23 protein-coding genes are annotated in these 22268 nt (G+C 42.2%); 21 read left to right on the top strand and 2 right to left on the bottom strand.

Annotated elements, in window-relative coordinates; genetic code table 11:
* Positions 1-377 precede the first annotated feature (377 nt).
* From AC3WJJ_RS10470 to AC3WJJ_RS10450, 5 genes are all read left to right on the top strand, one after another.
* Entirely contained in the window at positions 378-899 is a 522-nt protein-coding gene (locus tag AC3WJJ_RS10470) for a GNAT family N-acetyltransferase (protein WP_492540327.1), read from the top strand.
* A 99-nt stretch (positions 900-998) separates the two neighbouring features.
* Positions 999-1751, top strand: coding sequence for a superoxide dismutase family protein (locus tag AC3WJJ_RS10465; RefSeq protein ID WP_492540325.1), 753 nt, complete (start codon positions 999-1001; stop codon positions 1749-1751).
* 195 nt (positions 1752-1946) lie between these two features.
* Positions 1947-2855, top strand: a complete 909-nt coding sequence (locus AC3WJJ_RS10460) for a PhzF family phenazine biosynthesis isomerase (RefSeq protein WP_492540323.1) — start codon at positions 1947-1949, stop codon at positions 2853-2855.
* Between the two features lie 179 nt (positions 2856-3034).
* On the top strand, positions 3035-6292 hold the full coding sequence (locus AC3WJJ_RS10455; protein ID WP_492540321.1) for a DEAD/DEAH box helicase: 3258 nt from the start codon (positions 3035-3037) through the stop codon (positions 6290-6292).
* A 19-nt stretch (positions 6293-6311) separates the two neighbouring features.
* Entirely contained in the window at positions 6312-6674 is a 363-nt protein-coding gene (locus AC3WJJ_RS10450; protein WP_492540320.1) for a potassium channel family protein, read from the top strand.
* Between the two features lie 60 nt (positions 6675-6734).
* Here AC3WJJ_RS10450 and AC3WJJ_RS10445 read toward each other — a convergent pair whose 3' ends face one another.
* On the bottom strand, positions 6735-7577 hold the full coding sequence (locus AC3WJJ_RS10445; protein WP_492540318.1) for a Gfo/Idh/MocA family protein: 843 nt from the start codon (positions 7575-7577) through the stop codon (positions 6735-6737).
* Between the two features lie 20 nt (positions 7578-7597).
* Entirely contained in the window at positions 7598-8659 is a 1062-nt protein-coding gene (locus AC3WJJ_RS10440; protein WP_492540316.1) for a Gfo/Idh/MocA family protein, read from the bottom strand.
* Positions 8660-8933: 274 nt separating this feature from the next.
* Between AC3WJJ_RS10440 and AC3WJJ_RS10435 the strand changes: the two genes are divergently transcribed.
* From AC3WJJ_RS10435 to AC3WJJ_RS10360, 16 genes are all read left to right on the top strand, one after another.
* Complete coding sequence (locus tag AC3WJJ_RS10435; protein ID WP_492540315.1) at positions 8934-9893, top strand: alpha/beta fold hydrolase; 960 nt, start codon at positions 8934-8936, stop codon at positions 9891-9893.
* 140 nt (positions 9894-10033) lie between these two features.
* A complete protein-coding gene (locus AC3WJJ_RS10430; protein ID WP_492540313.1) occupies positions 10034-10561 on the top strand; it encodes a hypothetical protein in 528 nt (175 codons plus the stop codon).
* A gap of 15 nt (positions 10562-10576) precedes the next feature.
* Positions 10577-11194 carry an NUDIX hydrolase gene (locus tag AC3WJJ_RS10425; protein ID WP_492540312.1) on the top strand — a complete coding sequence of 206 codons (618 nt, stop codon included), beginning with the start codon at positions 10577-10579 and terminating at the stop codon, positions 11192-11194.
* 215 nt (positions 11195-11409) lie between these two features.
* Positions 11410-11877 (top strand): DinB family protein, encoded by a 468-nt coding sequence (locus AC3WJJ_RS10420; protein ID WP_492542001.1) that lies wholly within the window; start codon positions 11410-11412, stop codon positions 11875-11877.
* Positions 11878-11900: 23 nt separating this feature from the next.
* A complete protein-coding gene (locus AC3WJJ_RS10415; RefSeq protein WP_492540310.1) occupies positions 11901-12386 on the top strand; it encodes a GNAT family N-acetyltransferase in 486 nt (161 codons plus the stop codon).
* A 15-nt stretch (positions 12387-12401) separates the two neighbouring features.
* Positions 12402-12884: an SRPBCC family protein gene (locus AC3WJJ_RS10410; RefSeq protein ID WP_492540308.1), complete on the top strand. Its 483-nt coding sequence runs from the start codon at positions 12402-12404 to the stop codon at positions 12882-12884.
* A gap of 22 nt (positions 12885-12906) precedes the next feature.
* The gene (locus tag AC3WJJ_RS10405) at positions 12907-13800 is read left to right on the top strand and encodes a sugar phosphate isomerase/epimerase family protein (RefSeq protein WP_492540306.1); all 894 of its coding nucleotides are present in this window, start codon (positions 12907-12909) and stop codon (positions 13798-13800) included.
* A gap of 36 nt (positions 13801-13836) precedes the next feature.
* Complete coding sequence (locus AC3WJJ_RS10400) at positions 13837-14628, top strand: lipid II flippase Amj family protein (protein ID WP_492540304.1); 792 nt, start codon at positions 13837-13839, stop codon at positions 14626-14628.
* 30 nt (positions 14629-14658) lie between these two features.
* Positions 14659-14940, top strand: coding sequence for a hypothetical protein (locus tag AC3WJJ_RS10395; RefSeq protein WP_492540302.1), 282 nt, complete (start codon positions 14659-14661; stop codon positions 14938-14940).
* Between the two features lie 187 nt (positions 14941-15127).
* Complete coding sequence (locus AC3WJJ_RS10390; protein WP_422657441.1) at positions 15128-15313, top strand: hypothetical protein; 186 nt, start codon at positions 15128-15130, stop codon at positions 15311-15313.
* A 241-nt stretch (positions 15314-15554) separates the two neighbouring features.
* On the top strand, positions 15555-16409 hold the full coding sequence (locus AC3WJJ_RS10385) for a helix-turn-helix domain-containing protein (protein WP_492540300.1): 855 nt from the start codon (positions 15555-15557) through the stop codon (positions 16407-16409).
* Between the two features lie 121 nt (positions 16410-16530).
* Complete coding sequence (locus AC3WJJ_RS10380; protein WP_492540299.1) at positions 16531-17382, top strand: helix-turn-helix domain-containing protein; 852 nt, start codon at positions 16531-16533, stop codon at positions 17380-17382.
* Positions 17383-17474: 92 nt separating this feature from the next.
* Positions 17475-18962 carry an ABC transporter substrate-binding protein gene (locus tag AC3WJJ_RS10375; protein WP_492540297.1) on the top strand — a complete coding sequence of 496 codons (1488 nt, stop codon included), beginning with the start codon at positions 17475-17477 and terminating at the stop codon, positions 18960-18962.
* Complete coding sequence (locus AC3WJJ_RS10370; protein WP_492540295.1) at positions 18959-19858, top strand: carbohydrate ABC transporter permease; 900 nt, start codon at positions 18959-18961, stop codon at positions 19856-19858. The genes AC3WJJ_RS10375 and AC3WJJ_RS10370 overlap by 4 nt, the downstream gene beginning before the upstream one ends.
* A gap of 1 nt (position 19859) precedes the next feature.
* Positions 19860-20684: a carbohydrate ABC transporter permease gene (locus AC3WJJ_RS10365; protein WP_422657436.1), complete on the top strand. Its 825-nt coding sequence runs from the start codon at positions 19860-19862 to the stop codon at positions 20682-20684.
* Positions 20685-20735: 51 nt separating this feature from the next.
* Positions 20736-22139, top strand: a complete 1404-nt coding sequence (locus tag AC3WJJ_RS10360) for a sulfatase family protein (protein ID WP_492540293.1) — start codon at positions 20736-20738, stop codon at positions 22137-22139.
* The last annotated feature ends 129 nt before the right edge of the window (positions 22140-22268 follow it).

The following is a 22268-nucleotide window of genomic DNA, read 5'->3' as shown; positions in this document are numbered from 1 at the left end:
TCCTTTCAGGGATGATCATTTGGTGTGTGAATTCGGTAGTGGTGGTAGTGGAATGGTGTAATGGTTGGGTAGTTTAAATGCAGATCAGGTTACACGTGGAATGAGAATGAACTCGAAATTTGAAATATAAATGTATTTGGAAGGTAAGTTGAACACGAAATTAAATTTATGGAAAACTTTAACAACAATATATATTAGACTTCTACACTCTGCAATGGTAAATCGGGACTATGTCAAAAGTACCATAAGGTTATTCGACTCAAAATCCTCATGTATAATTAAGTGAGTTTAAGGGATAGGTTGTGAACTACTTCAAACGATGGAAAGATGGTTGGGCGAGCAGTGTCACGAATTTATATTGGTATGGAGGAGCGAGAATGGGAGAGGAATTAATTATTTCTGAAATGAATGACTTGGATAACTCAGTGCTAGAGGAACTATCCAATGTATTGATTCGGATTGTCGAAGATGGAGCTTCCGTTGGTTTTCTAGCACCTGTAGGATTTGAACGGGCTAAAGCGTATTGGACAAGTGTAATCGAGCCAGGTGTAATCTTGTTTATAGCTAGAATATCAGGTGAACTTGCTGGCACGGTTCAATTGCATCTAGCGACGAAGCCGAATGCATCTCATCGAGCTGAGATTGCGAAGCTGATGGTACATCCAAAATACCGAAATAGAGGTGTAGCAAGGGTCCTTATGCAACAGGCAGAGAAAAAGGCTGCTGCTGAAGCAAGAACACTACTTGTGTTAGATACACGTGCAGGTGATGTATCTAATCAACTATATCAGTCAATGGGGTACGTGGAAGCGGGGCGCATTCCTCATTTTGCCCAATCGTCTAACGGGCTTCTGGAGGATACGGTCATCTATTATAAAGAGTTTAGTGAAGGTTATTAAATCTTGAATCATCTGTCTAAAGTACTAAATTACCCCAATAATACGTTTATTTATGAAAAAAGAGGGTATAGGTGATTACTATAGACAGGAGGCGATGAAATGAAAAAAAGATCATTTTCAACAAAACAAATGGCAGGCTCTTTTGTGGCAGGTGCATTGTTATTTTCCGGGATTTCTTATGCAGCTGCTAATGCAAATGAAGCAAAGAATGTCGTTTCAGGTACTGCTGCAAAAATCATGTTCTTTCTGAACGGTGAAGAGCATTCCAATAAAGACGGTAAATATGTGAATCATGGAACGGCTGTACCAGCATCCATTATTCATCAGGGTACAACTTATGTTCCCGTCCGTATGATCGCAGATCAGCTGGACAAGTCGTTGTTCTGGGACGAGACTACACGCTCAGTCTCAATAGGAAAGCCATCGGTTAAGCTATTGAATGCATCGGGTGAAGCTTTGGGGTTAGCAACTTTTGAAGAGGTCGAAGATGGTGTGCGAGTGAAAATATCTGCGTCAGGCTTGACCCCTGGTAAACATGGTTTTCATGTGCATGAGAATGCGATTGAATCCTTAGACTTCAAGTCAGCAGGTGGTCACTTCAATCCTACGGATAAGCACCACGGACTTGAAAATCCGCAAGGTAGCCATGTCGGGGATATGCCGAATTTAATGGTTAAAGAAGATGGCACAGTTGAGGCCGAAGTCACGATTCAGCATGCAACGTTAGAGAAAGATAAACCGAACTCGATTCTGGGACGTTCACTCATTATCCATGCCGGTGAAGATGATAATAAATCCGATCCAGCAGGAAATTCAGGTGACCGTATCATGGGTGGGAACATTCCGAAGTAGTAATAAGAAAATGTTGATTGATTAAAAAAGCATCTCCAAAAGGAGGTGTTTTTTTATGTTATATTTTCAGCTATTCAACTATTTAGTTTCCATTTTATAGGATATAATGAATCGAATTAACATCTTGTTTTTCAGCACTAACGCGCGGATAGGCGAGACGATCAACAAGTGCATTTATAATAAAGGAGGGGGCTTATGGCTGAAGTAACGGTATACCACTTTGATGCATTCTCAGATACACCTAATCAAGGCAACCCAGCAGGTGTTGTGCTGAGTGCTGACCATCTAGAACATGACGATATGCAGCATATCGCTAAGCAGGTAGGTTTTAATGAAACGGTATTTGTATTGAAATCGGACAAGGCCGATATAAGGTTGAAGTATTTCACACCTGGACATGAAATAAACTTATGTGGACATGCCACAGTAGCCTCATTATACTGTTTGAAGACACAAGGGTACTGGGGAAATCGAGAGACGATAGAAATTGAAACCAACATAGGAATACTGCCAATCGTTTTTAAGACGGAGAATAATCATCTCACAATTACGATGAAACAGCACAGTCCTGAGTTTTTACCTTTTGAAGGAGATATGAAGCAACTAGCGGCTTCCATAGGTTTGACAGAAGATTGTATTGATAAGACGATGCCCATTGTATATGGAAGCACGGGGACTTGGACTTTATTAATGCCGATCAAGAAGCTTGAATCCTTCAAACTTATGCGTCCAGATAATAAACAATTTCCGGGCATATTAGCAGAGAATCCTAGATCATCTATTCATCCTTTTTGCTTCGAGGTCTATAATCAAGAGTGCTTTATGCATGCAAGACATTTTTCATCACCATATTCAGGCACAATAGAAGATCCCGTAACAGGTACAGCTTCAGGTGCAATGGGTGCGTACTTCTTGACCTATGTGGATCAGGAACGAAGTGAACTTCAATGTGTGGTTGAACAAGGACAAGAAATAGGTAGAGATGGAAGAGTGTATGTTCATGCTGTAAGGCATCAGGGGATGGATATTTATATATCAGGAACAGCGGTTAAGGTCACTGAGTTTCAAGTGAGATATGGAAAAGAGTATCGTTATGAACGTTAACTTCTACCAATCCGATCATGTTATTGAATTTTACGCAACAATTGTATATGCCTTTATTCAAGTCCAGGAAGACGACCACGTTCGCTAGTGGCTCAACTTGGGCTTGTTCTGTTATATTAGAAATTGGCAATCCATAGCTGTCTGCTGGATTGATCAGATGGAAGAAGAAAGGGATCGGTATGAATTTTTCTATAAATGAGCGCGTCATTGAATCGTTGTGCGGCCGAATCTCTTTAAATAAAGGAGCATCATACGTACGAGCTGGCAAAGTGTCGATAGCAAGTTATGATGTCAATGAAATGACCATACATGCACAGGTTAATTCCGAAGAGGTACGTATTCAAGGTAAGGATGATCTTATAGCGGAATGCACTTGTTCAACCTTGTTTTCATTTGACAAGCACTGTAAACATACAGCCGCAGCGCTGTTATATATCATGAATCTTCAGAAAGAAGGGGAGTTTCCCCTTCTTTCTTCATCAACGGCCATATCTGAAGCCCTTACGGGAGAAAAGGAAATGAATGATGTAGATATTCAGCTGACGAGCAAACTGATGGACCTATTCGGTGGAGGCCATCAGCGTCTGAGCGGTGCTCGTTCGTATTTTGATACACGATCAAAGCTTGAAGTAGAGTTCATATGCCATGTGGTTTCTTATGGCTTTCGAAAGTATCGGTTTGGAATTGAGATGAAAGTGGGTCCCAAACGAACCTATATCGTGCACAATATTCGAAGTTTTCTAGACCGAGTACAGCGTAGAGAAAGTTATTCATTCTCTAAACATTTCACCTATGCCCCTGAACTATACAGCTTTCAAATAGAACATGATGATATCGTACAGAAGCTTATCGAAATATCCGCCAGCGAACCATTATTTCATGAGACATCCTCGAATCCAAGCAAGCTAGGTAGTGAGCGGATGCTTGTCATTCCACCCTATGCTTGGGATGATTTGTATGAACTTCTTCTAAAGTCGCCTTCGATTAAGCTAGAACATGATGGATATATATACGATGGAATTGCACTGACAGACGGACCGCCCCCTCTTCACTTTAAATTTGACCAGACCGACAAAGGAACAGTGCAGTTTCAATTGCAACTTCAAGGAATAGAACAGTTGGCAGTTTTGGAAGCATATGAGCTGGTTATCGTGGAGGGAAAACTATGGAGGATACCGGTGGACCAATGTGTAAGACTGTCTGAAATGAAGCATATGCTGGGCAATTCAGGCAAGAACACGATTTCTATCCTGCCGGAACAGATGGAGCCTTTTATGGAAAAGGTTATACCGGGGTTAAGAAAGCTTGGCAGCGTTGAAATCTCGACAGTGGTTTCGAATAAGATTGTGCAGACACCACTCTCAGCACGTCTGTATCTAGACAGGGTTAGGGACCGTTTGCTTGCAGGACTTGAGTTTCATTATGGAAATTTGATCATTAACCCACTCCAAGAAGAAAGAGATACACGAGCAGATGGACAGATTCTAATTCGCAATGGAGATCAGGAGAATCGTATCTTAGAGCTGATGGAACAAAGCCGATTTACTAGAACGGAGGGGGGATACTTTCTTGATAACGAGGACGATGAATATGACTTTCTGTATCATATTGTGCCTCAGTTGGAGCAATTATTGAAGATTTATGCTACCTCAGCCGTAAAAGAGCGGCTGTATAGAGGTGACACCCCACCTAGAGTCACAGTAAGTATGGATGAGAGAACAGAATGGTTGAAGTTCAAGTTTGATATGGCTGGTATACCCGATGCGGAAGTGCGTAACATTCTAAAATCTCTGGAAGAGAAGCGTAAATATCACAAGCTGCCAGACGGTGCCCTGATGCCGCTACAGAGTAATGAATTTCAAGAAATTGTTCGTCTCATGAATGGGATCGGTATACATCAACCTGAGCTTAATGACGCGCAATTCACCTTACCTGTCATTCAAGGATTGTACTTCCTGGATTCGGATCGACAGGGTGACACTATTAAACTTGGTAAATCTCTACGTCAATTGCTGGAGCATATGCGTAATCCCGATCATCTGGATTTTCCAGTACCAGAAAGCTTAGCAGGGGTATTAAGAGATTACCAGAGCTATGGCTATCAATGGATGAAGACACTTGCTTTCTACCGTTTCGGAGGCATTTTAGCTGATGACATGGGTCTTGGCAAAACGATACAGGGGATCACATTTATCGTGTCAGTCTTGCATGAGATTAGGCAACATGAGAGTCCTGCTTTGGTCGTTGCTCCAGCATCTTTAACGTATAATTGGCTTCATGAATTTGAACGGTTTGCACCGCAAGTTCGAGTCGTCATTGCCGACGGAACGAAGTCAGAGCGGATAACCTCTCTTAGAAATAAAGGACAAGTTGATGTTGTTATTACTTCCTATCCACTTCTTCGCAGAGACATCTCTGATTATGCACGTGAATCATTTCATACACTCTTATTGGATGAAGCGCAGGTCTTTAAGAATCATGTGACCCAGACGGCCCAAGCTGTAAAATCTTTAAAGGCTCTTCATCGATTTGCATTAACAGGAACTCCGGTTGAGAACAAACTTGAAGAGTTATGGACGATATATGATGCTGTATTCCCAGCGTTATTTACTAATCGGATGGCTTTTCATGAGCTATCGAGGGAGGCAGTGGCGAAGCGTATTCGTCCGTTCTTGCTGCGGCGGCTGAAGCGTGATGTATTGAAAGAACTGCCAGAGAAGATTGAGACGCTTCAAGCTTCTGAGCTATATCCGGAACAAAAGAAGCTATATGCCGCATATCTAGCGAAGCTCCAGCATGAAACCTTGAAGCACCTCAATGAGAAGGGATTCCAGAAGAATCGCATAAAAATTCTCGCCGGAATTACGAGATTGAGGCAGCTTTGCTGTCATCCTGCTCTTTTCGTAGAGGGATATGATGGGGGTTCTTCTAAGTTTGAGCAGCTCATGGACATGATAGAGGAGTGCCAGCAATCAGGAAGACGAGTACTCATCTTCTCCCAATTCACAGAGATGCTAGGCCTGATTGGACGTACACTTGGTGATCAGGGTGTTCCGTATTTCTATCTGGATGGCAACACACCTGCTGTAGAACGTGTTACCTTATGCAATCGATTTAATGAGGGCGAGCGGGATTTGTTTCTAGCTTCACTAAAAGCGGGTGGAACCGGGCTTAATCTTACAGGAGCAGATACGGTGATATTATACGATCTATGGTGGAACCCTGCTGTAGAGCAGCAAGCGGCAGACCGTGCGCACCGAATTGGCCAGAAGAAGGTTGTGCAGGTGATTCGGCTTATTACTCAAGGCACGGTAGAAGAGAAGATGTACGAACTGCAACAGAAGAAAAAAGATTTAATCGAGGAAATCATACAACCTGGTGAGGAAGTCCTTTCTGCACTAACAGAGCAGGAAATAAGGGGAATATTGATGATTTGAAGGAGTCGTGACGAACAACATGATATCATTTTTACTGACACTTAAACGTCTCTTAGGCGGAATATGGGGAGCTTTTAAGCTTAGAAATTTTCAGGCTTTATTTGTATTAATTCTGTTACTGCTAGTATCAGGAACGATGTTTTATACAAAAGAAGAGGGATTGTCCGTTATCGATGCGCTATATTTTTGCATTGCTACATTAAGTACGGTAGGGCACCCTGATTTTGTACCCCAGACCGACCTTGGTAAAGTATTTACCATGATATATATCGTCGTAGGAAGTGGGCTGTTCTTGGGTATGGCTGGTTATATTGCATTCGCAATTATTAAGAGTAACCTGAGAGAGGACAATGAGGAGCGGAAAATTAGGTTTAAAAAATAGATCTTAATACAAAACAACCGTCTAGTTAAATCTAGGCGGTTGTTTTGATAGGGTGCATACTTAGGAAGGTAGCTCGATCCATTGATAGGGTGTATGCATAGCTTTTAGTCCATGCTCTATAATCGTAATAATTGCAATGGTCTCGGCTGGATCAACAGCAGGCTCTCCGTTCTCGAAGAATGCTAACATCCGAGCGATAAAAGAACCGAAAAAGTCTGATTCTGGCTTGGCGACCCTAGCCTCACCGGAATCATAATTCATCGTTAACGTAAACGGACACTCAGGACCGAAATGATTAATGGTCGCCTGACGTCCGTTAGAGAATTCAATAATCATTGCAGGTGAATTCGCAGTTCCAATAAACATCACCCGTGTAGCTTCTGTGCCCATTAGTGACACAATCGGCTCAATCTGATGAATAGAGTAATTGTTAAATGATCCAGACCCGACGCTGCAGATGGTCTCAATGCCCTTTCGTTCGATTTCTGTATACTCTGAGGCAAATCTGAGAGCTGAACTGGAGTAAAGGGGGGTATTATATTCACGTGCTGTATTAAACAAAGCGATTGCCGTCCCTCGATCAGGGGCAAATGTCTTATCCATGTAAGTTGGTTTACCTGAGCGAAGCGGAAGCTGTGCTAGTTCTTCGTGATATTCTGGGTGATCAGGGGAGAGGATGATTAGATAATCACTCTCTTGGATTACTTCCTCAATGGATGAGCGAAGCTCAATACCGTGGTCTTCACACCACTGCGCATTGCTACGTCCATCAGGAGAAGCGATCATACCGTAAGCACAGGTTACTTTCATTGTACCGCCTGATGCACTTTCAATCCAAGCGGGGTATTTGTTTGCATGCCACTCATCAAGAAAATAATCGATGAAACCGATTTTTTTAACCATTTCTTCACACTCCTAGATGATTAGTCAAATGTAATCTCACGCCGCTGTTCCGAAGAATCGTAAATCGCTTGAATCATTTTTGCAGTAACAATGACGGTATCAATGTGTGATGGCAGCTTTTCCCCGGTTCGAATGCATTCCAGAAATGCGTTTATTTCATTTTGAAAATGGTCGCCAGTAACGAATGTCGGATTTGTTTCCAGCAGAGCACCATTTTTAGCGCTATACATTTTGAAACCTCCGCCATATTGTAGCCTAATGCCTGCTTTATCCCCTAGGAAATCAATATACATTTCTTCCTCGCCAATATTTTGGGCCCATGCTCCATTGAGTGTAATGCTCGGACCTTCGGTACGAATAAATGCGGAGACAAAATCATCCACGTCATAGGTTCCACCATATTTCGGGGGGCCTGCCCACATATTCGTATAGGTATAATCCTTCATATTCTTGCCTAGTTTCGAGTAAGCCTGAGCTGATACAGAGACTGGTTTGGGGTCACCGGAGCAATACATAACTACATCTAGAAAATGAACGCCCCAATCAATCATCACACCGCCGCCAGCAATGGACTTCGTTGTGAAAGCGCCTCCAAGACCTGGGATTGAACGGTGAGCCCGGAAGCTCGCATACATATGGTACAGTTCACCAAGTTCACCATCTTCAATCAAGCCTTTAATGATGTTTACCGCGTTATTAAAACGGTTAACCACCCCGATATTTAGTACCTTACCCGTTTCGTTCTGAACTTTTTGCATCTCGAGTGCTTCTGCGTACGTTCTAGCTGCGGGTTTTTCACAAAGTACATTTTTGCCTGCACGTAAACAATCAATAGAGACGATTGCATGAGCATTATTTGGCGTACAGACTGAGACTGCTTCGATTTCGGGATCGTTCAAGATGTCATGATAATTTTGTATTGCAACACCACACCCATACTCTTTCACGAAACGCTCTGCATTTTCCTTGTAATAATCACAAAAATATTTAATTTCTGCATTTGGATGATTGAGATAAGCTGGAATATGAGCGGTCTTAGCGATAGTACCGCATCCGATAATGGCTACTTTTATGGTATCCATCGGGATGATCACCCTCCTCAAATATAGTGCAACGTTTTCTTTCTTTATATTTCAGCATTGAGAGGAACATGCCAAAATATTTTAAGATTCATTTCTCTTTTATAAATTGACGATATAAATCGAGAAATGTAGTATAACATTAGTTATTTCTTGAATTTAATATCGGGTCTTATGAGAGAAGATGATGAAGATGTAGGCAGAGAATGTGTAAGCGGTATCATCTAAGGTTGGAATGCACTGACTAAATGCACATGCATAGAAGGAGACGACAGATATGCCTATTATTGATATGTCTTTAGATGAATTAAAGAAATACACAGGAAGAAATCCGAGGCCAGAGGATTTTGATGAATACTGGACATCGGCATTAGAAGAATTGAAAGCGGTTGATCCGGAAGCTCGATTCGTACCAAGTGGACTATCTCTGCCTTATGCAGAGTGTTATGATCTGTATTTTAAAAGTGTGAGAGGTGCAACGATCCATGCGAAATATGTAAAGCCAACTCATGTAAGTGCACCTCTTCCTGCTATGCTACAATTCCACGGCTATACCGGTGCTGCGGGAGATTGGAGCGGGCTGCTGCCGTATGTCTCCCAAGGATTTGCAGTTGCAGCAATGGATTGCCGAGGACAAGCAGGAGAGTCTGAAGATACTGGCGGAGTCAAGGGTAACACCCATCATGGACATATTATCCGTGGTTTGGATGATGCGCCTGATCAGTTATTGTTCCGTCATATTTTTCTTGATACCGTTCAGCTTGCACGAGTGATTATGAATCTTCCCGAGGTGGACGAGCATCGTGTAGTAACAAATGGTGGTTCACAGGGTGGAGCTCTATCTCTTGCTTGTGCGGCACTAGAGCCAAGGATAAAAAAAACAGTGGCGATCTTCCCATTCCTATGTGATTACAAACGTGTATGGGAAATGGACTTTACGAAAGGGGCATATTTAGAAATTCAGACTTTCTTCCGTAAGTTCGATCCACTTCACGAGCGCGAGGATGAGATTTTTAATAGACTTGGATATATTGATGTACAGCATCTAGCTCCGCGGATTCAGGCAGAGACATTATTTGCATCAGGATTAATGGATACAGTGTGTCCGCCGTCTTCTCAGTTTGCCGTTTATAACAAGATCACCGCACCGAAGCATTTAAAGGTATATCCTGACTTTGCTCATGAGGATTTGCCTGGTTTTAGTGATATCGCTATGGAGTTTTTACTGGACATTTAACAAGTAAGAAACCTTAATTGAAGGGGGCCGGCTTTCCGGCTTCCTTTTTATTTTTTGTATATGATATATTATTGTTGAAAATTATGGAAGGGGGAGAGAGGTTTATTCATATATGGAATGCAAGAAAAGTAATCAGAATTTTGATTGTATTGTTATTAATTGCAGCTATCTCCTTTGCTGTGTGGTATATCATTCCTAGAGAAATTCATCGTTCCCTTGAAGGAATTAAGTATAGACTGGGTGAAGAGAATAGAGAATTTGAAGAGCTGATAACTGTACATATTGATGGCAGGATGAAACGGAATTGGAAGGGAGAGCGGATATTTACAGGCTCTATTCTGGTTGAGGGTGAAGAGATTTCCGTACCACCAGATCAGAGAGAGCTCGAAGTAAGATTCCCTAAAAATTCTTATCACCAATTAATGATCTATCATGGCATTCATAATAGCAGCATATATCAAATCCCATACGGGGATTTGTTTACAAATGAGGATTTGAGTGAATTAACGATTACTCGCTTTGAGGAGACCCCTTCAGGCATAAAAGGCTGGGACAGCGAGGACGGTCTAATGATCTCAACACCTGCCGAAGATCGCGCAGAAGCACTTGAAATATCCAATAGATATTTTAAAGCATACTGGAAGGGTATGACCAAGCCACTTGAATGAAAAGAGGGAACTACGATGACACAGAAATGGCTAGAGTGGGCGAAAGAGATTCAGGCAATAAGTCAAGCTGGTCTTGCTTACTCCAAGGATATATATGATATCGAACGATTTGAACAATTGAGAGATTTAAGTGTTTCAATTTTACATGAATATACCGAGATCGAGCATGGTAAGATCCGTTCTCTATTCGCAAGTGATACCGGTTATCCAACACCGAAGGTGGATGTTCGCGGCGTTGTTTTTCAGGATGGCGCAATCCTCATGGTCAGAGAACGACTTGACGGAGCTTGGGCACTTCCAGGAGGCTGGGCGGATGTTGGTCTTTCGGCCAAAGAGGTTGCTGTGAAAGAGATTAGGGAAGAGTCCGGTTATGACGTGTTGCCGATCAGACTGCTTGCCGTACTGGATAAGAAGTTCCACGATCATCCTCCGGCCTCTCAGCATGTGTATAAGATATTCATTCAATGTGAACTGACTGGAGGACAAGCTTCTGGTGGATTAGAAACAACGGAAGTAGCTTTTTTCGGAGAGGATAACTTACCTGAATTATCGCTGGAACGCAATACGGAGGTACAGGTCAAAGCGATGTTCGAGTATCTTCGGAATCCAGAGAAAGACGTGTGGTTTGATTAATCGAAGACAGCTTCTGTTAAATATAGGATTGTTTTGTTGTATAATACCAAATAGATGACACCAAAGGACCAGTCTTTATAGCAGACATCAAGCTTAATCACGCTTGGTGTCTTTTTTACTAGATAAGGAGTGATAGTGTGATACTAGATAAGAATCAGATTTACTTAGTCACCGATGTTCCTGGATATTCTCCGCAAATTAGCAGGTTATTGTCAATGATGAATTATGCACGGCATACCACGATGGAAGCTGTAGAGGGATTGACGGTCCATGAACTGGACTATCTTCTGGATGAGGATAGTAACTCGATTGGGGGCTTACTCCTTCATGCGGCCGCTATAGAGTTTGCTTATCAGATTGCCACATTTGAGTATAGAGAATTGAACGAAGAAGAGATGGCCATTTGGGGACCTGCTCTTAACTTGGGGGAGCAAGGGAGACAACAAATTAAGGGACATGATCTCTCCTATTATATCGAACGGATGGATGAAATCAGACAGAGAACGTTTGAGTTATTTCAGACGGTAGATGATGCATGGCTCACTCACGAGGTGGAATTCTGGTATAACAAGCCAGCGAATTTTTATTTCATGTGGTTTCATGTGTTCGAGGATGAGATAAACCATCGGGGGCAGATCAGACTGATCCGGAAGCGTTCGAAGAATCAGGGTTATAATGGATAATTCATGTTGGAGGAGTGAGTGGCTTGAGACGGTGTAATCGCTCAGATTCGGAAGCTGTGCTTGCCATCATTAATGATGCCGCACAGGCATATCAAGGGATCATTCCTGAGGATCGATATCACGAACCTTATATGTCACTAGATGAGCTAATAGGGGAAATGGAAGATGGCGTTATTTTCTGGGGGCTCGAGGATGAGAATGGGCTTGTAGGTGTGATGGGAATTCAAGAAAAAGGCGAAGTCTCCTTAATCAGGCATGCGTATGTCAGGACAAATCAGCGTGGCAGTGGATTAGGAACGAAGCTGTTGTCCCATTTGTGCTCTTTAAGTGATAAGCCTATTTTGATAGGGACATGGGCATCAGCAGAATGGGCTGTCCGGTTTTATATCAAGAACGGATTTTATCTGGTACCTGAGCATCACAAGACGAAGTTACTCCAATCGTATTGGAACATTCCTGCAAGGCAAGTTGAAACTTCCGTCGTATTAAGCAGCAAAGAGTATACATAAGGTGGGGGAATTCTTGTGATTGAAATAACGACAGAAATTGAAATACAGGCACCTGTTCATGTTTGTTTTGACTTTGCCAGAGATATCGATCTGCATACCCAGACAGTATGGCCTCATACACAAGAGCTTGCAGTTGCTGGTGTAAAGAGCGGCATGATCGGTGAGGGCGGTATAGTTACATTTGAGGCAACCCATTTTTTAGTCCGGCAGCAGCTCTCTTCACAAATAACAGAATATAGAAGGCCTTATCTATTTGTGGATACCATGACCAAGGGTGCTTTCAAAAGCTTGAAGCACGAACATCATTTCTTTGATCTAGGCGTAAGCACAATGATGAAGGATGTCTTGAAATTAGAAGCTCCACTTGGTCCTCTGGGCTGGATCGCGGAAAGAGCTGTGCTGAAGACGTACATGAGACGCTTTTTAATGTATCGAAATCAAGAATTGAAAAAAATAATCGAACAGCACGGGCACAACAATCACAGTGAGCTGTTGTGAAATGTAAACTGGGGGTTAACATATGAGACGTCTTCAAATCGGAATGTGGAAGGATTTTACGATAGAACGTTGGAACGATCTGTCGGGTGAATTCATTCGTGGCATGGAGATTTCACAATTTCAAAATAAAGAAGCGATTGAAAAGGTAAGAAGATTCTGCAAGAGTTACAACTTCAAGTTTGGGGTACATGGTCCTATCTTGAATTCATATGGGTATAAACTGCCGAAACTCAATTCACCGGACCCATCTCAATATGCTGAAGCGCTAGAACAGATTACGACAGAAGTGAAGCTGGCTTCGGAATGTGGCGCGGATTATATTTTGTTCCACTATCCCTTTTATCCAACGTTCCAGCATCCGTTTATTCCTTATCCAAGCCTCCCGGACCATTTGAAGCGATATGAATCGGACCAATTAAATAAAGCCGAATTTGAGGATATTTCAGAACGATTATTTGAGCGCCTTTCTGAAATTCAACAACAGTATCGGCAGCGGATCGTGTTAGAGCATGATTTTTTTGGGGATTACGAAGATGTATTTACGCGCGCATTTCTGAATCATCCAGATATCCAGTTGGTTGTGGATACAGCAAGACTTGATATCGCGAAACGGGCATTTACGGGGTTTGATCCATATTCATTTTTGGATGCACTCGCACCTCAGGTCTATTTGGTACACTATAGCAACGTATTCTACACAGCGGATGCTTTTAAACACCATTTACCTGTACTGCCAGAACACGATGAGGACATACAATATGGAGACTCCTATCTTTATCTAAAGTTTCTGGCTGAGCGGAATTCATCCTTTCATGTTACCTTTGAGCATGATCATACATTAATAAGTAAGGATGAATTACATAACGAGTATCGCCGAGTAGCTGAAGTGCTTGGATTAACATCAGCGAGGGTCTAAGACTTTTAGTGAACCTCTGGGGAAAGGAAGCGCATAATGATCAATAGTTTAATTATTGCATTCATCCTCACGATGATCATCCATACGGCAGAGACACTGTCATATTCAGTGAGATATGCGGGGGTAAAGCTGAACAAGCTCGCTGTTGCTCTATCTCTGTCGGGGATTATCGTGCTTGTGTCTCGTACTTCGAACCTGATTCAAGCTCCACTTACAGCTAAATTCGTAGATTATGCAAAAGTGGATACTTCGCTTGATGTATTAAGATATTTAAGATTTATTATACTGGCATCGTCCGTAGGGACGCTCATAGCCATTATATTGTTTCCTACGTTTGTAAGTATATTTGGAAGAATCATCACCAAGCTCGAAGTAGCGGGGTCCATCCCCAAACTAGTCTCCAGTGTAACGATTGGCCAACTTAAGAATACGAAGCATTATCTGCGTAAACCGATGCTAAAAATCAGTCAATTCCGCTACCTAGACATTCCGAAACGCTTTATCCTATTGAATGTTGTTGTGACGGCCACTTATACAGTAGGAGTGTTATCTTCACTCTATGCAGCTCATTTGATACCTGCATTAAGTACAACTGCTTCACAGTCGTCTGGAATTATTAACGGGATTGCTACAATCATATTGACTATATTCATTGATCCTCAGCTAGGTCTCATAACAGATAAAGCAACACATGACCCAAGAATGCGTGATCAGCTAGGAAAAATATATATGCTCCTCATGGTATCGAGATTCTTCGGAACGATGCTTGCTCAGTTACTCCTTATTCCTGCTTCTTATTTTATTGGTGTGGTCGTGTCTTTTTTATAGATCATATATTTAAATACTTTGGAGGTAAGCATGAGTAAAAAAAGGCTTGTACTTGAATCTATTGTTTTTGGTATGCTGATCTTCTTTGCTTATATTTTGTTTACGGTAATTCAAGGTCAAATATTAACGGCTAACTTCGTTCCTGATGTTATAAATAACTATGCTCAGGAGGAGAATTTACCGTCCAAGATTCGTTTCGGTGTTACCGAAAGATTCAACACTTGGATCTATGTGAGCGGATGTGTTCTGCTAAGTGTTCTATACGGTACGATCCGCTGGGTTCTCACAACAAGTAGGAAGTCTCATAAATAATCTCTATGAATTTAGCTTTTATATGGATAATTCAACAAAAGGGATCATAGATATGTAGACATGAGGGGAATTCAGCACTAGTTCAACCTTTTGTTGAGTATAGGCTTAAGACGTCACAGATCAGCGGTTTATTCAGCGCCGCCCCTTTACAACGATGATATTATTTGAGACGAAGGGGTTTTGAATCATGGCAAAATCAAAAAGAGGGCATTCTCTATGGCATCTTCCATCTCATGGCAGAGGAACCTGTCCCGTATGTCGCAGTACACGTATTAAACTGCTGTATCCACGGACCAAGTCGGATGGAACGGCTTTGAAAGTATGCAAGCGGTGTGACAAAGCAGTTCAATCTCGAATTGATGCTGCGATCTGATTGCCTGCTACATGACATCAACATAGGATATAACATTACAGAAAACTGTCAGTTCTCGTTTAGGCGAGTATTGGCAGTTTTTTTGTATGTATATTTAGTAAGAGGGATATAACATTTTGAAATACTGTAAGGGAGTTATTGTCAAATAGATTGCCGAATTATATACTCTAATTATTAGAATAAAAGATCAAATTTGAATATCCTATATAACAAAATGAATTATATTGGAGTGGGAATGCACATGCTTATTCGTATTATCCGGTTATTCCGCCCGCCTGTTGTTCCGATGCCACTTTATGTTCATACGGTTGGTTGTAATAAACAGAATTTAATGACAAGACCCGAGGGGTTCTCAACCCACCAGTTGTTATTTGTACGAGGAGGACAAGGTCATGTGCGTTTAGCTGGTGGAGAGTCGTTCTCATTTGGTCCGATGCAGTACATGCTTCTTCCAGCAGATCTTCCCCATGAGTATTTTCCTGTTTCGGACGAGCCATGGGAAGTCGGTTATATCTCCTTTTCTGGCACAAAGGTAAGATCCTTGCTGGAGCATTTCGGTCTTGAAAGTTGTGAGCTCCACAGCCTGATGGATGCAGATAGCGTCTGGTCTGTTTTAGAGGAGTTATGGGAGATTGCTGATAACAATGAGGAAGGTTCGGAGTGGGAAGGGGCCCGCCTTTTATATAATCTGTTACTGGAATTAAATCGAGAGAGGCTTAATCAAGAGCAGATGGATCAGCAGCCAGCTACCCCATCCACAGAGGATTTATCAAGAGATGTCGTATTACAGGCAGCGAACTACTTAAATGAGCATTACAATGAGAATATATCATTATCAAACGTAGCTTCATCCCTAGGATACACCCATCAATATCTTAATAAATTGTTTCATAAGACCTATGGGATGAGCATGCTTCAGTATGTTCAAAAACTACGCTTAGAGAAAGCGATCCATCTCTTGAGCTCAAACGAAATGATTACAATAAAAGATATTGCAGGGTATGTAGGGATGGAGACGAACTATTTTATCCGTACATTCCGTAAGGCTACGGGGCTTACGCCAGATCAATATCGTAAATCGACCATGCAGACATAGCAAGTATCTTTGATCAACTGATGAGCTTCCGGTGTTGTATATATTGCACAGTACCCGGAAGTTTTTTCGTACATACTTAAATTAACTTACAGGGGCAGTTGCTCCGGAAAAGAGGGTTAAGGTGTCTTTTACCGTTAGCGACCAGATTGGAATCACGCTGTTTGATGTGAAAAAAGTCCAGTATCAATCCAGAGTTATCTTTGATTATATCCAATCCTGCTATACCGTATCTTATATACATCAGGGGGATGTCATTACGATCTGTGAGGGGAAAGAGTATGTAGCCAAAACAGGGGATATCATGATTCATCGCCCCCATATTCCGTTCAATGTAATATCTCAAACCGATGGGGTCCATTACCTGTTCAATTTAGATTTGAAGGTAAAGGGCAATGAAGATTTCTTTCAATTCTTCCCATTAGATCGAGTCATTCCAATACGAGATGCTCTCATATACGAGAAGAAATTCGACGAGCTATGGAGCATATGGCTTCAGGAGGTAGGCGAGATTCGGACAGTTCAGTCGGGATTTCTCGCTCTGTTCCTCCTTCATGAAGTGGTTGAAAGCTCCAAAGTAGGAGAGAGACGTTCAGCTAAAGAGCCCTACGAAATCGATCGATTTAATAAAGTGATTCATTATATGGAGAAAAGTTTGGAGAAGAGCATATCGAGAAACGAACTTGCGAGTCTATATCATATGAATCCGGTTTATTTTAGCAGAGCCTTTAAGAAAGTACACGGGCTAACACCGATGAAAATGCTGCATAAACTTCGACTCCTACATGCGAAGAGGATGTTAGAGGACCCTGAAAATACGATTGAGAAGATTGCTCAAAAAAGTGGATTCTATGATGCCTCTCATTTTAACCGCACATTTCAAAAAGCATTCAAACAATCTCCTAGCGATTATAGAAAAAGTATCAAAAATACAAAAAGAAGAATCATGTCTACATTGTCCGAGGAAGACGTGTAACTTAGAATCAAATACTATACAGGGAGGTGTTGTTAGCGTTTTCACACCATGCTACTAGAGACTTGGAAAAATCGAATACTAGGGGGATATCCATGATAAAGAAATTAAGGACGTTTGGATTGGTTTGTCTGGCTGTGATTAATGTTCTCGCCGCTACGGCTTGTGCTAGTTCTGATAGCGGTAAGTCCGAAGTGGATGGAAATAGCGGTAGCAAAGACGGTGACAAAGTGGTTCTTCGTGTCATGGATTGGGCGGACAGCGAGAAGCCATACCGTGAGAAATTTATACAAGATTTTGAAGCCAAGTATCCGAACATCAAGATTGAATACACCCTATTAACTGTCGATCAATTCCAAAATACGATTACCACGGCTATTAAATCAGGAGACGCACCAGATCTGTTTCCGATACCCGCTAATATGTCTCTCAGCATGGCTGTAAAAGGAGAATGGTATCAGCCACTCGACCCGTATCTCGATGATCAGTTTAAGAATCAGTTTGTAGATGGGATATTCGTTGAAGGTTCTACAATGCTGGATGGCAAGATATATTCTATTCCGGCTTTGACAAGCGTTCCGAGTACACTCGTTTTTTATAACAAGCAATTGTTCAAGGATGCCGGGCTTGATCCGGAGAATCCTCCAAAAACGTATACAGAATTTAGAGAGGCTGCTAAGAAAATTACGGAAGCTGGCAATGGTAAAGCTTTCGGTATGATTGAAGGCGGTAAACAAATCGGTCGCTTTAAGTTAGCAGCGGTGGATTGGTCAGCTCTTGGTGGAAGTGGACTGAATCCACACTCACCGATTAGTCTAATTACGAATGACGCGAATTATGATTCGAAGCCGGTTATGGATGTCATGAACTTATTTAAAGGTCTTAAAGATGATGGAAGCTTTCATCCGAAAACGATGAGTATTTCTGCACCAGAAGCCAGGGCGTTATTTGGCGAAGGTCAAGCAGGGTTCATCCTTCAGGGCGAATGGTCGATCGGTGTATGGAAGCGCGACAACCCGAATCTTGATTTTGGTGTAATGGCTCCTCCTGTACCGGATGACGGGCAAAAGGGATACTTACCTAGAGCAAACTTCGGTCCATGGATTGGATTGTCTAAAACTTCTAAGCACCCAGAAGAGGCTGCACTGTATTTGAAGGAATACTTCAGTAAGGATTATCAATCCGTTCTGGTTAAGGCGGGAGATCGATTCTCGATTCTAAAAGATGTAAATGAAAGCGCTTCGGAAATTCCACAGTTCAAACAGTATTATGATATCGCTCAGGATATGTCACGTTTGGTACCAAGCCCACAGATCAGAAACCCTGAACTGGCTTCCGTGTATGCGAATTACAAAGATGTTCAGCCAGGCATCGGAGATATCCTTCAAGGCGTTGTAGCGGGTGCACTGAATGATCCAGAAGCTCCACTCAAACAGTTGTCAGATGGTATTGACAAAGCACTTGATGCGGCGATTGCACAGGCTAAATCTGAGGGAGCTAATGTAGATAAGAATGACTTTGTCTTCCCGAACTGGAGTTCTGACAAACCGTATACGGCGGAAGATTATAAGGCGTTGCCATGATTGCAAAAAGAAAAATAGAACTGTGGTGCTGGATATTCTTATTTCCTACTTTAGCTCTGTTCGTTATGTTTCAGGGCTGGCCAATTGTGGCCAGCCTGTTCTATGCAACACGTGATTGGTCAGGACTCACGTCTGATTCTACCTATGTCGGATTGCAGAATTTTATCAATGTTGCAAAAGATCCTTATTTCTGGAATGCCTACAAAAATAGTTTTGTATTTATGCTCGGTGTTGTTCCTCTTCATTTGTTTGTCCCATTAATACTGGCGGTAATTCTTAATCGTCCTCGTCTGAAAGGTGCGAGTATTTATCGTACACTGATCTTCTTGCCAGTTGTGACAACCACCTCAATCGTCGGGATTATTATGGTATTTATCTGGGGAAGTGATGGGGCAGTTAACGATGCACTTGTGAAGATCGGATTGCTCGACGCTCCAATCAATTGGCTGGGTGATGCCAAGTGGTCAATGTTCACGGTCATCCTGATCTCGGTATGGAAGAATCTCGGTATTAATATGATCTATTGGCTGGCAGGTTTACAAGGTATACCTAAAGATCTGTATGAAGCGGCAGAAGTAGACGGTGCTAGAGGGACGAAGCTGTTCTTTCATATTACGGTTCCACTCCTAGTACCCATCGGTGCGGTGATCCTACTTCTGAATGTTGTGAATTCATTAAAAGTGTTCGATTTAATCAAGACGATGACAAACGGTGGCCCGTTCTTTGCGACGGATGTTGTATCCACGTATATTTACCGATATGCGTTCTCCAGTGAGATGGGTCTTCCGCAGCTCGGATATGCATCTGCAGCCGGTATTTTCTTCGCTATAACGATTAGTGTACTTGCGATTATCCAATCTGTGCTCAATAAGCGAATTAAAGGTCGTGGTAAATAAGATGAGGATACTGAAAAATAGCTTGTTCCATGCCGTCATGATCGCATTTTGCATCGCTTGGATTTACCCGTTCTTATGGATGGTATCGGCTTCATTTAAAACTCAAAGTGAGTTCTTTACGAATGGTCTGAAGCTCATTCCGAGCAGCCCGAGTATGGAGAATTTAATTCGTGCTTGGAATGAAGCCAATTTCGAACGGTATTTTTTGAACAGTGTTATTCTGTCGATCAGCACCATTCTTATTGTGCTTGTGGCTACGGCGACTTGCGGATACGTGTTAGGTAGATATGTATTTAAAGGGAAGAAGATCGTCATGGGACTTCTCGTTGCGAGTATGTTCGTTCCGATGGAGTTTGCCATTATTCCGATCTATGATCTGATTAAGAACATGGGACTTCTGAACAACCTCATGGGCGTTATATTGGCAGAGGCTGGCGGGGTACATATTATATTCATTTTGTTATTCGCCACATTCTTCGGACAAATTCCGAAGGAGCTTGAGGAAGCTTCAATCATGGATGGCAGTGGTTTTTTCAGAACTTTCGCCTCGATCATGCTGCCGCTGTCTAAACCGATTGTGGGTAGTGTCACCATTATGCAATTTATTTGGTCTTGGAATTCCTTTATGGTTCCATTGATATTAACACTGAGTAAGCCAGATCTGCGTCCTTTAGCTGTCGGTTTATATGCACTTCGTGGCGAAAATGTAGTGGATTGGACTGGGATTGCGGCAGGGGGAACCATTGCAATTCTTCCGATTATTATCGTGTTCTTATTCCTTCAGCGTTACTTTGTCGATGGAATAGCCGGAGCTGTGAAAGGTTAACTTCATCGTTTACTAGCGAAATTATCAAACATCAAAGGCAGGTATATAATTATGAGAATTCTTTATTTGGATTTAGATTCATTACGCCCAGATCACTTGGGATGTTACGGATATCATCGGAATACATCTCCACATATTGATCGTATAGCAGAGAAAAGTGTGCGCTTTACGAATTATTATTGCTCCGATGCTCCTTGTATGCCGTCTAGAACGGCGCTTATGTCTGGCAAATTCGGAATTCATAACGGAGTTGTGGGGCATGGGGGGACAGCTGCGGATATGAGACGTGAAGGAGCGTCCCGTAGCTTCGGAGATCGTCTGCGCTCGGAAAGTCTTCCGGGTATGTTCCGGAAGAAAGGTTATAAGACCGCTTCAATTAGTACATTCGCTGAAAGACATTCCGTATGGACTTTTAATGCTGGGTTCAATGAGATTTTTAATAATGGTGGACAGGGGCATGAAACGGCTGAGCAGGTGTTGCCTATTGCTCTTAAGTGGTTAAATGATAACGCAGATAATGAGGACTGGTTCCTGCATTTGAATTTTTGGGATCCACATACCCCTTATCGAACACCGGATGAACTAGGTAATCCTTTTGCGAACGATCCGATGCCGGAATGGATTACGGAGGATGTGTTCCAGCTTCATAAACAGAAGAAAGGCCAACATAGTATAGAGGACATGAATAAGCTTGCAAAGACACATTATTTCAGACATCAGCGGCATGGCACCCAGATCGAGCAATATAATGACCTTCGGACGATCATTGATAATTATGATTGCGCCATCCGTTATATGGATGATCATATTGGTCAGGTACTTAATAAGCTGGAAGAGCTCGGGATATTGGAAGATACGGCTATTCTCGTTAGTGCAGATCACGCAGAGAACATGGGCGAACTTGGGATCTATTCCGAACATGGAACTGCAGATCAGGGAACTTGCCGAATTCCCATGATTATTCGCTGGCCGGATGGTGGAAATCAGGGGACGGTAGACGAGGGACTTCATTACCATCTAGACCTTGCTCCGACACTTGCCGATCTTATTGGAGCTCCAAAGTCGAAGGATTGGGACGGAATAAGCTATGCGGATTCAGTTACATCCGGTTTAAATACAGGTAGGGACTATCTAGTTGTGTCGCAATGTGCTCATGTGTGCCAACGAAGTGTCCGTTTTGGAGAATACCTGTACATTCGTTCCTATCATGATGGGCATCATGGATTCCCTAAAGAGATGCTGTTTAATCTACAAAATGATCCGTATGAGCAGTATAATCTTGCTGAAGAGCGTCGTGATGTTTGCATGCATGCGGTTTACCTGCTTAACGAATGGCATGATGAGATGATGTCTACTATGGAGTATGATGTCGATCCACTGTGGACGGTGATGAAGGAAGGTGGCCCGTTCCACGCCAAGGAATATGCAGTGATTGAAGAAGAGGTTAGAGTTTAAATATGCGAGAAGCCCCTTTGTAGGGCTTCTTTTTTTGCCAAAGTATATCTTCATTTTCAAGTGAAACCGTCAAGCAAGAGGTTAAAAAAAGGTAAATGTTGGATTGAGATAGTTAGAATATTTGCCTAT

The sequence above is a fragment of the Paenibacillus sp. FW507-14B1B genome, assembly GCF_058781425.1.
The sequence above is the reverse complement of the archived record's forward strand: the minus strand, read 5'-3'. Positions and strand labels throughout refer to the sequence as shown.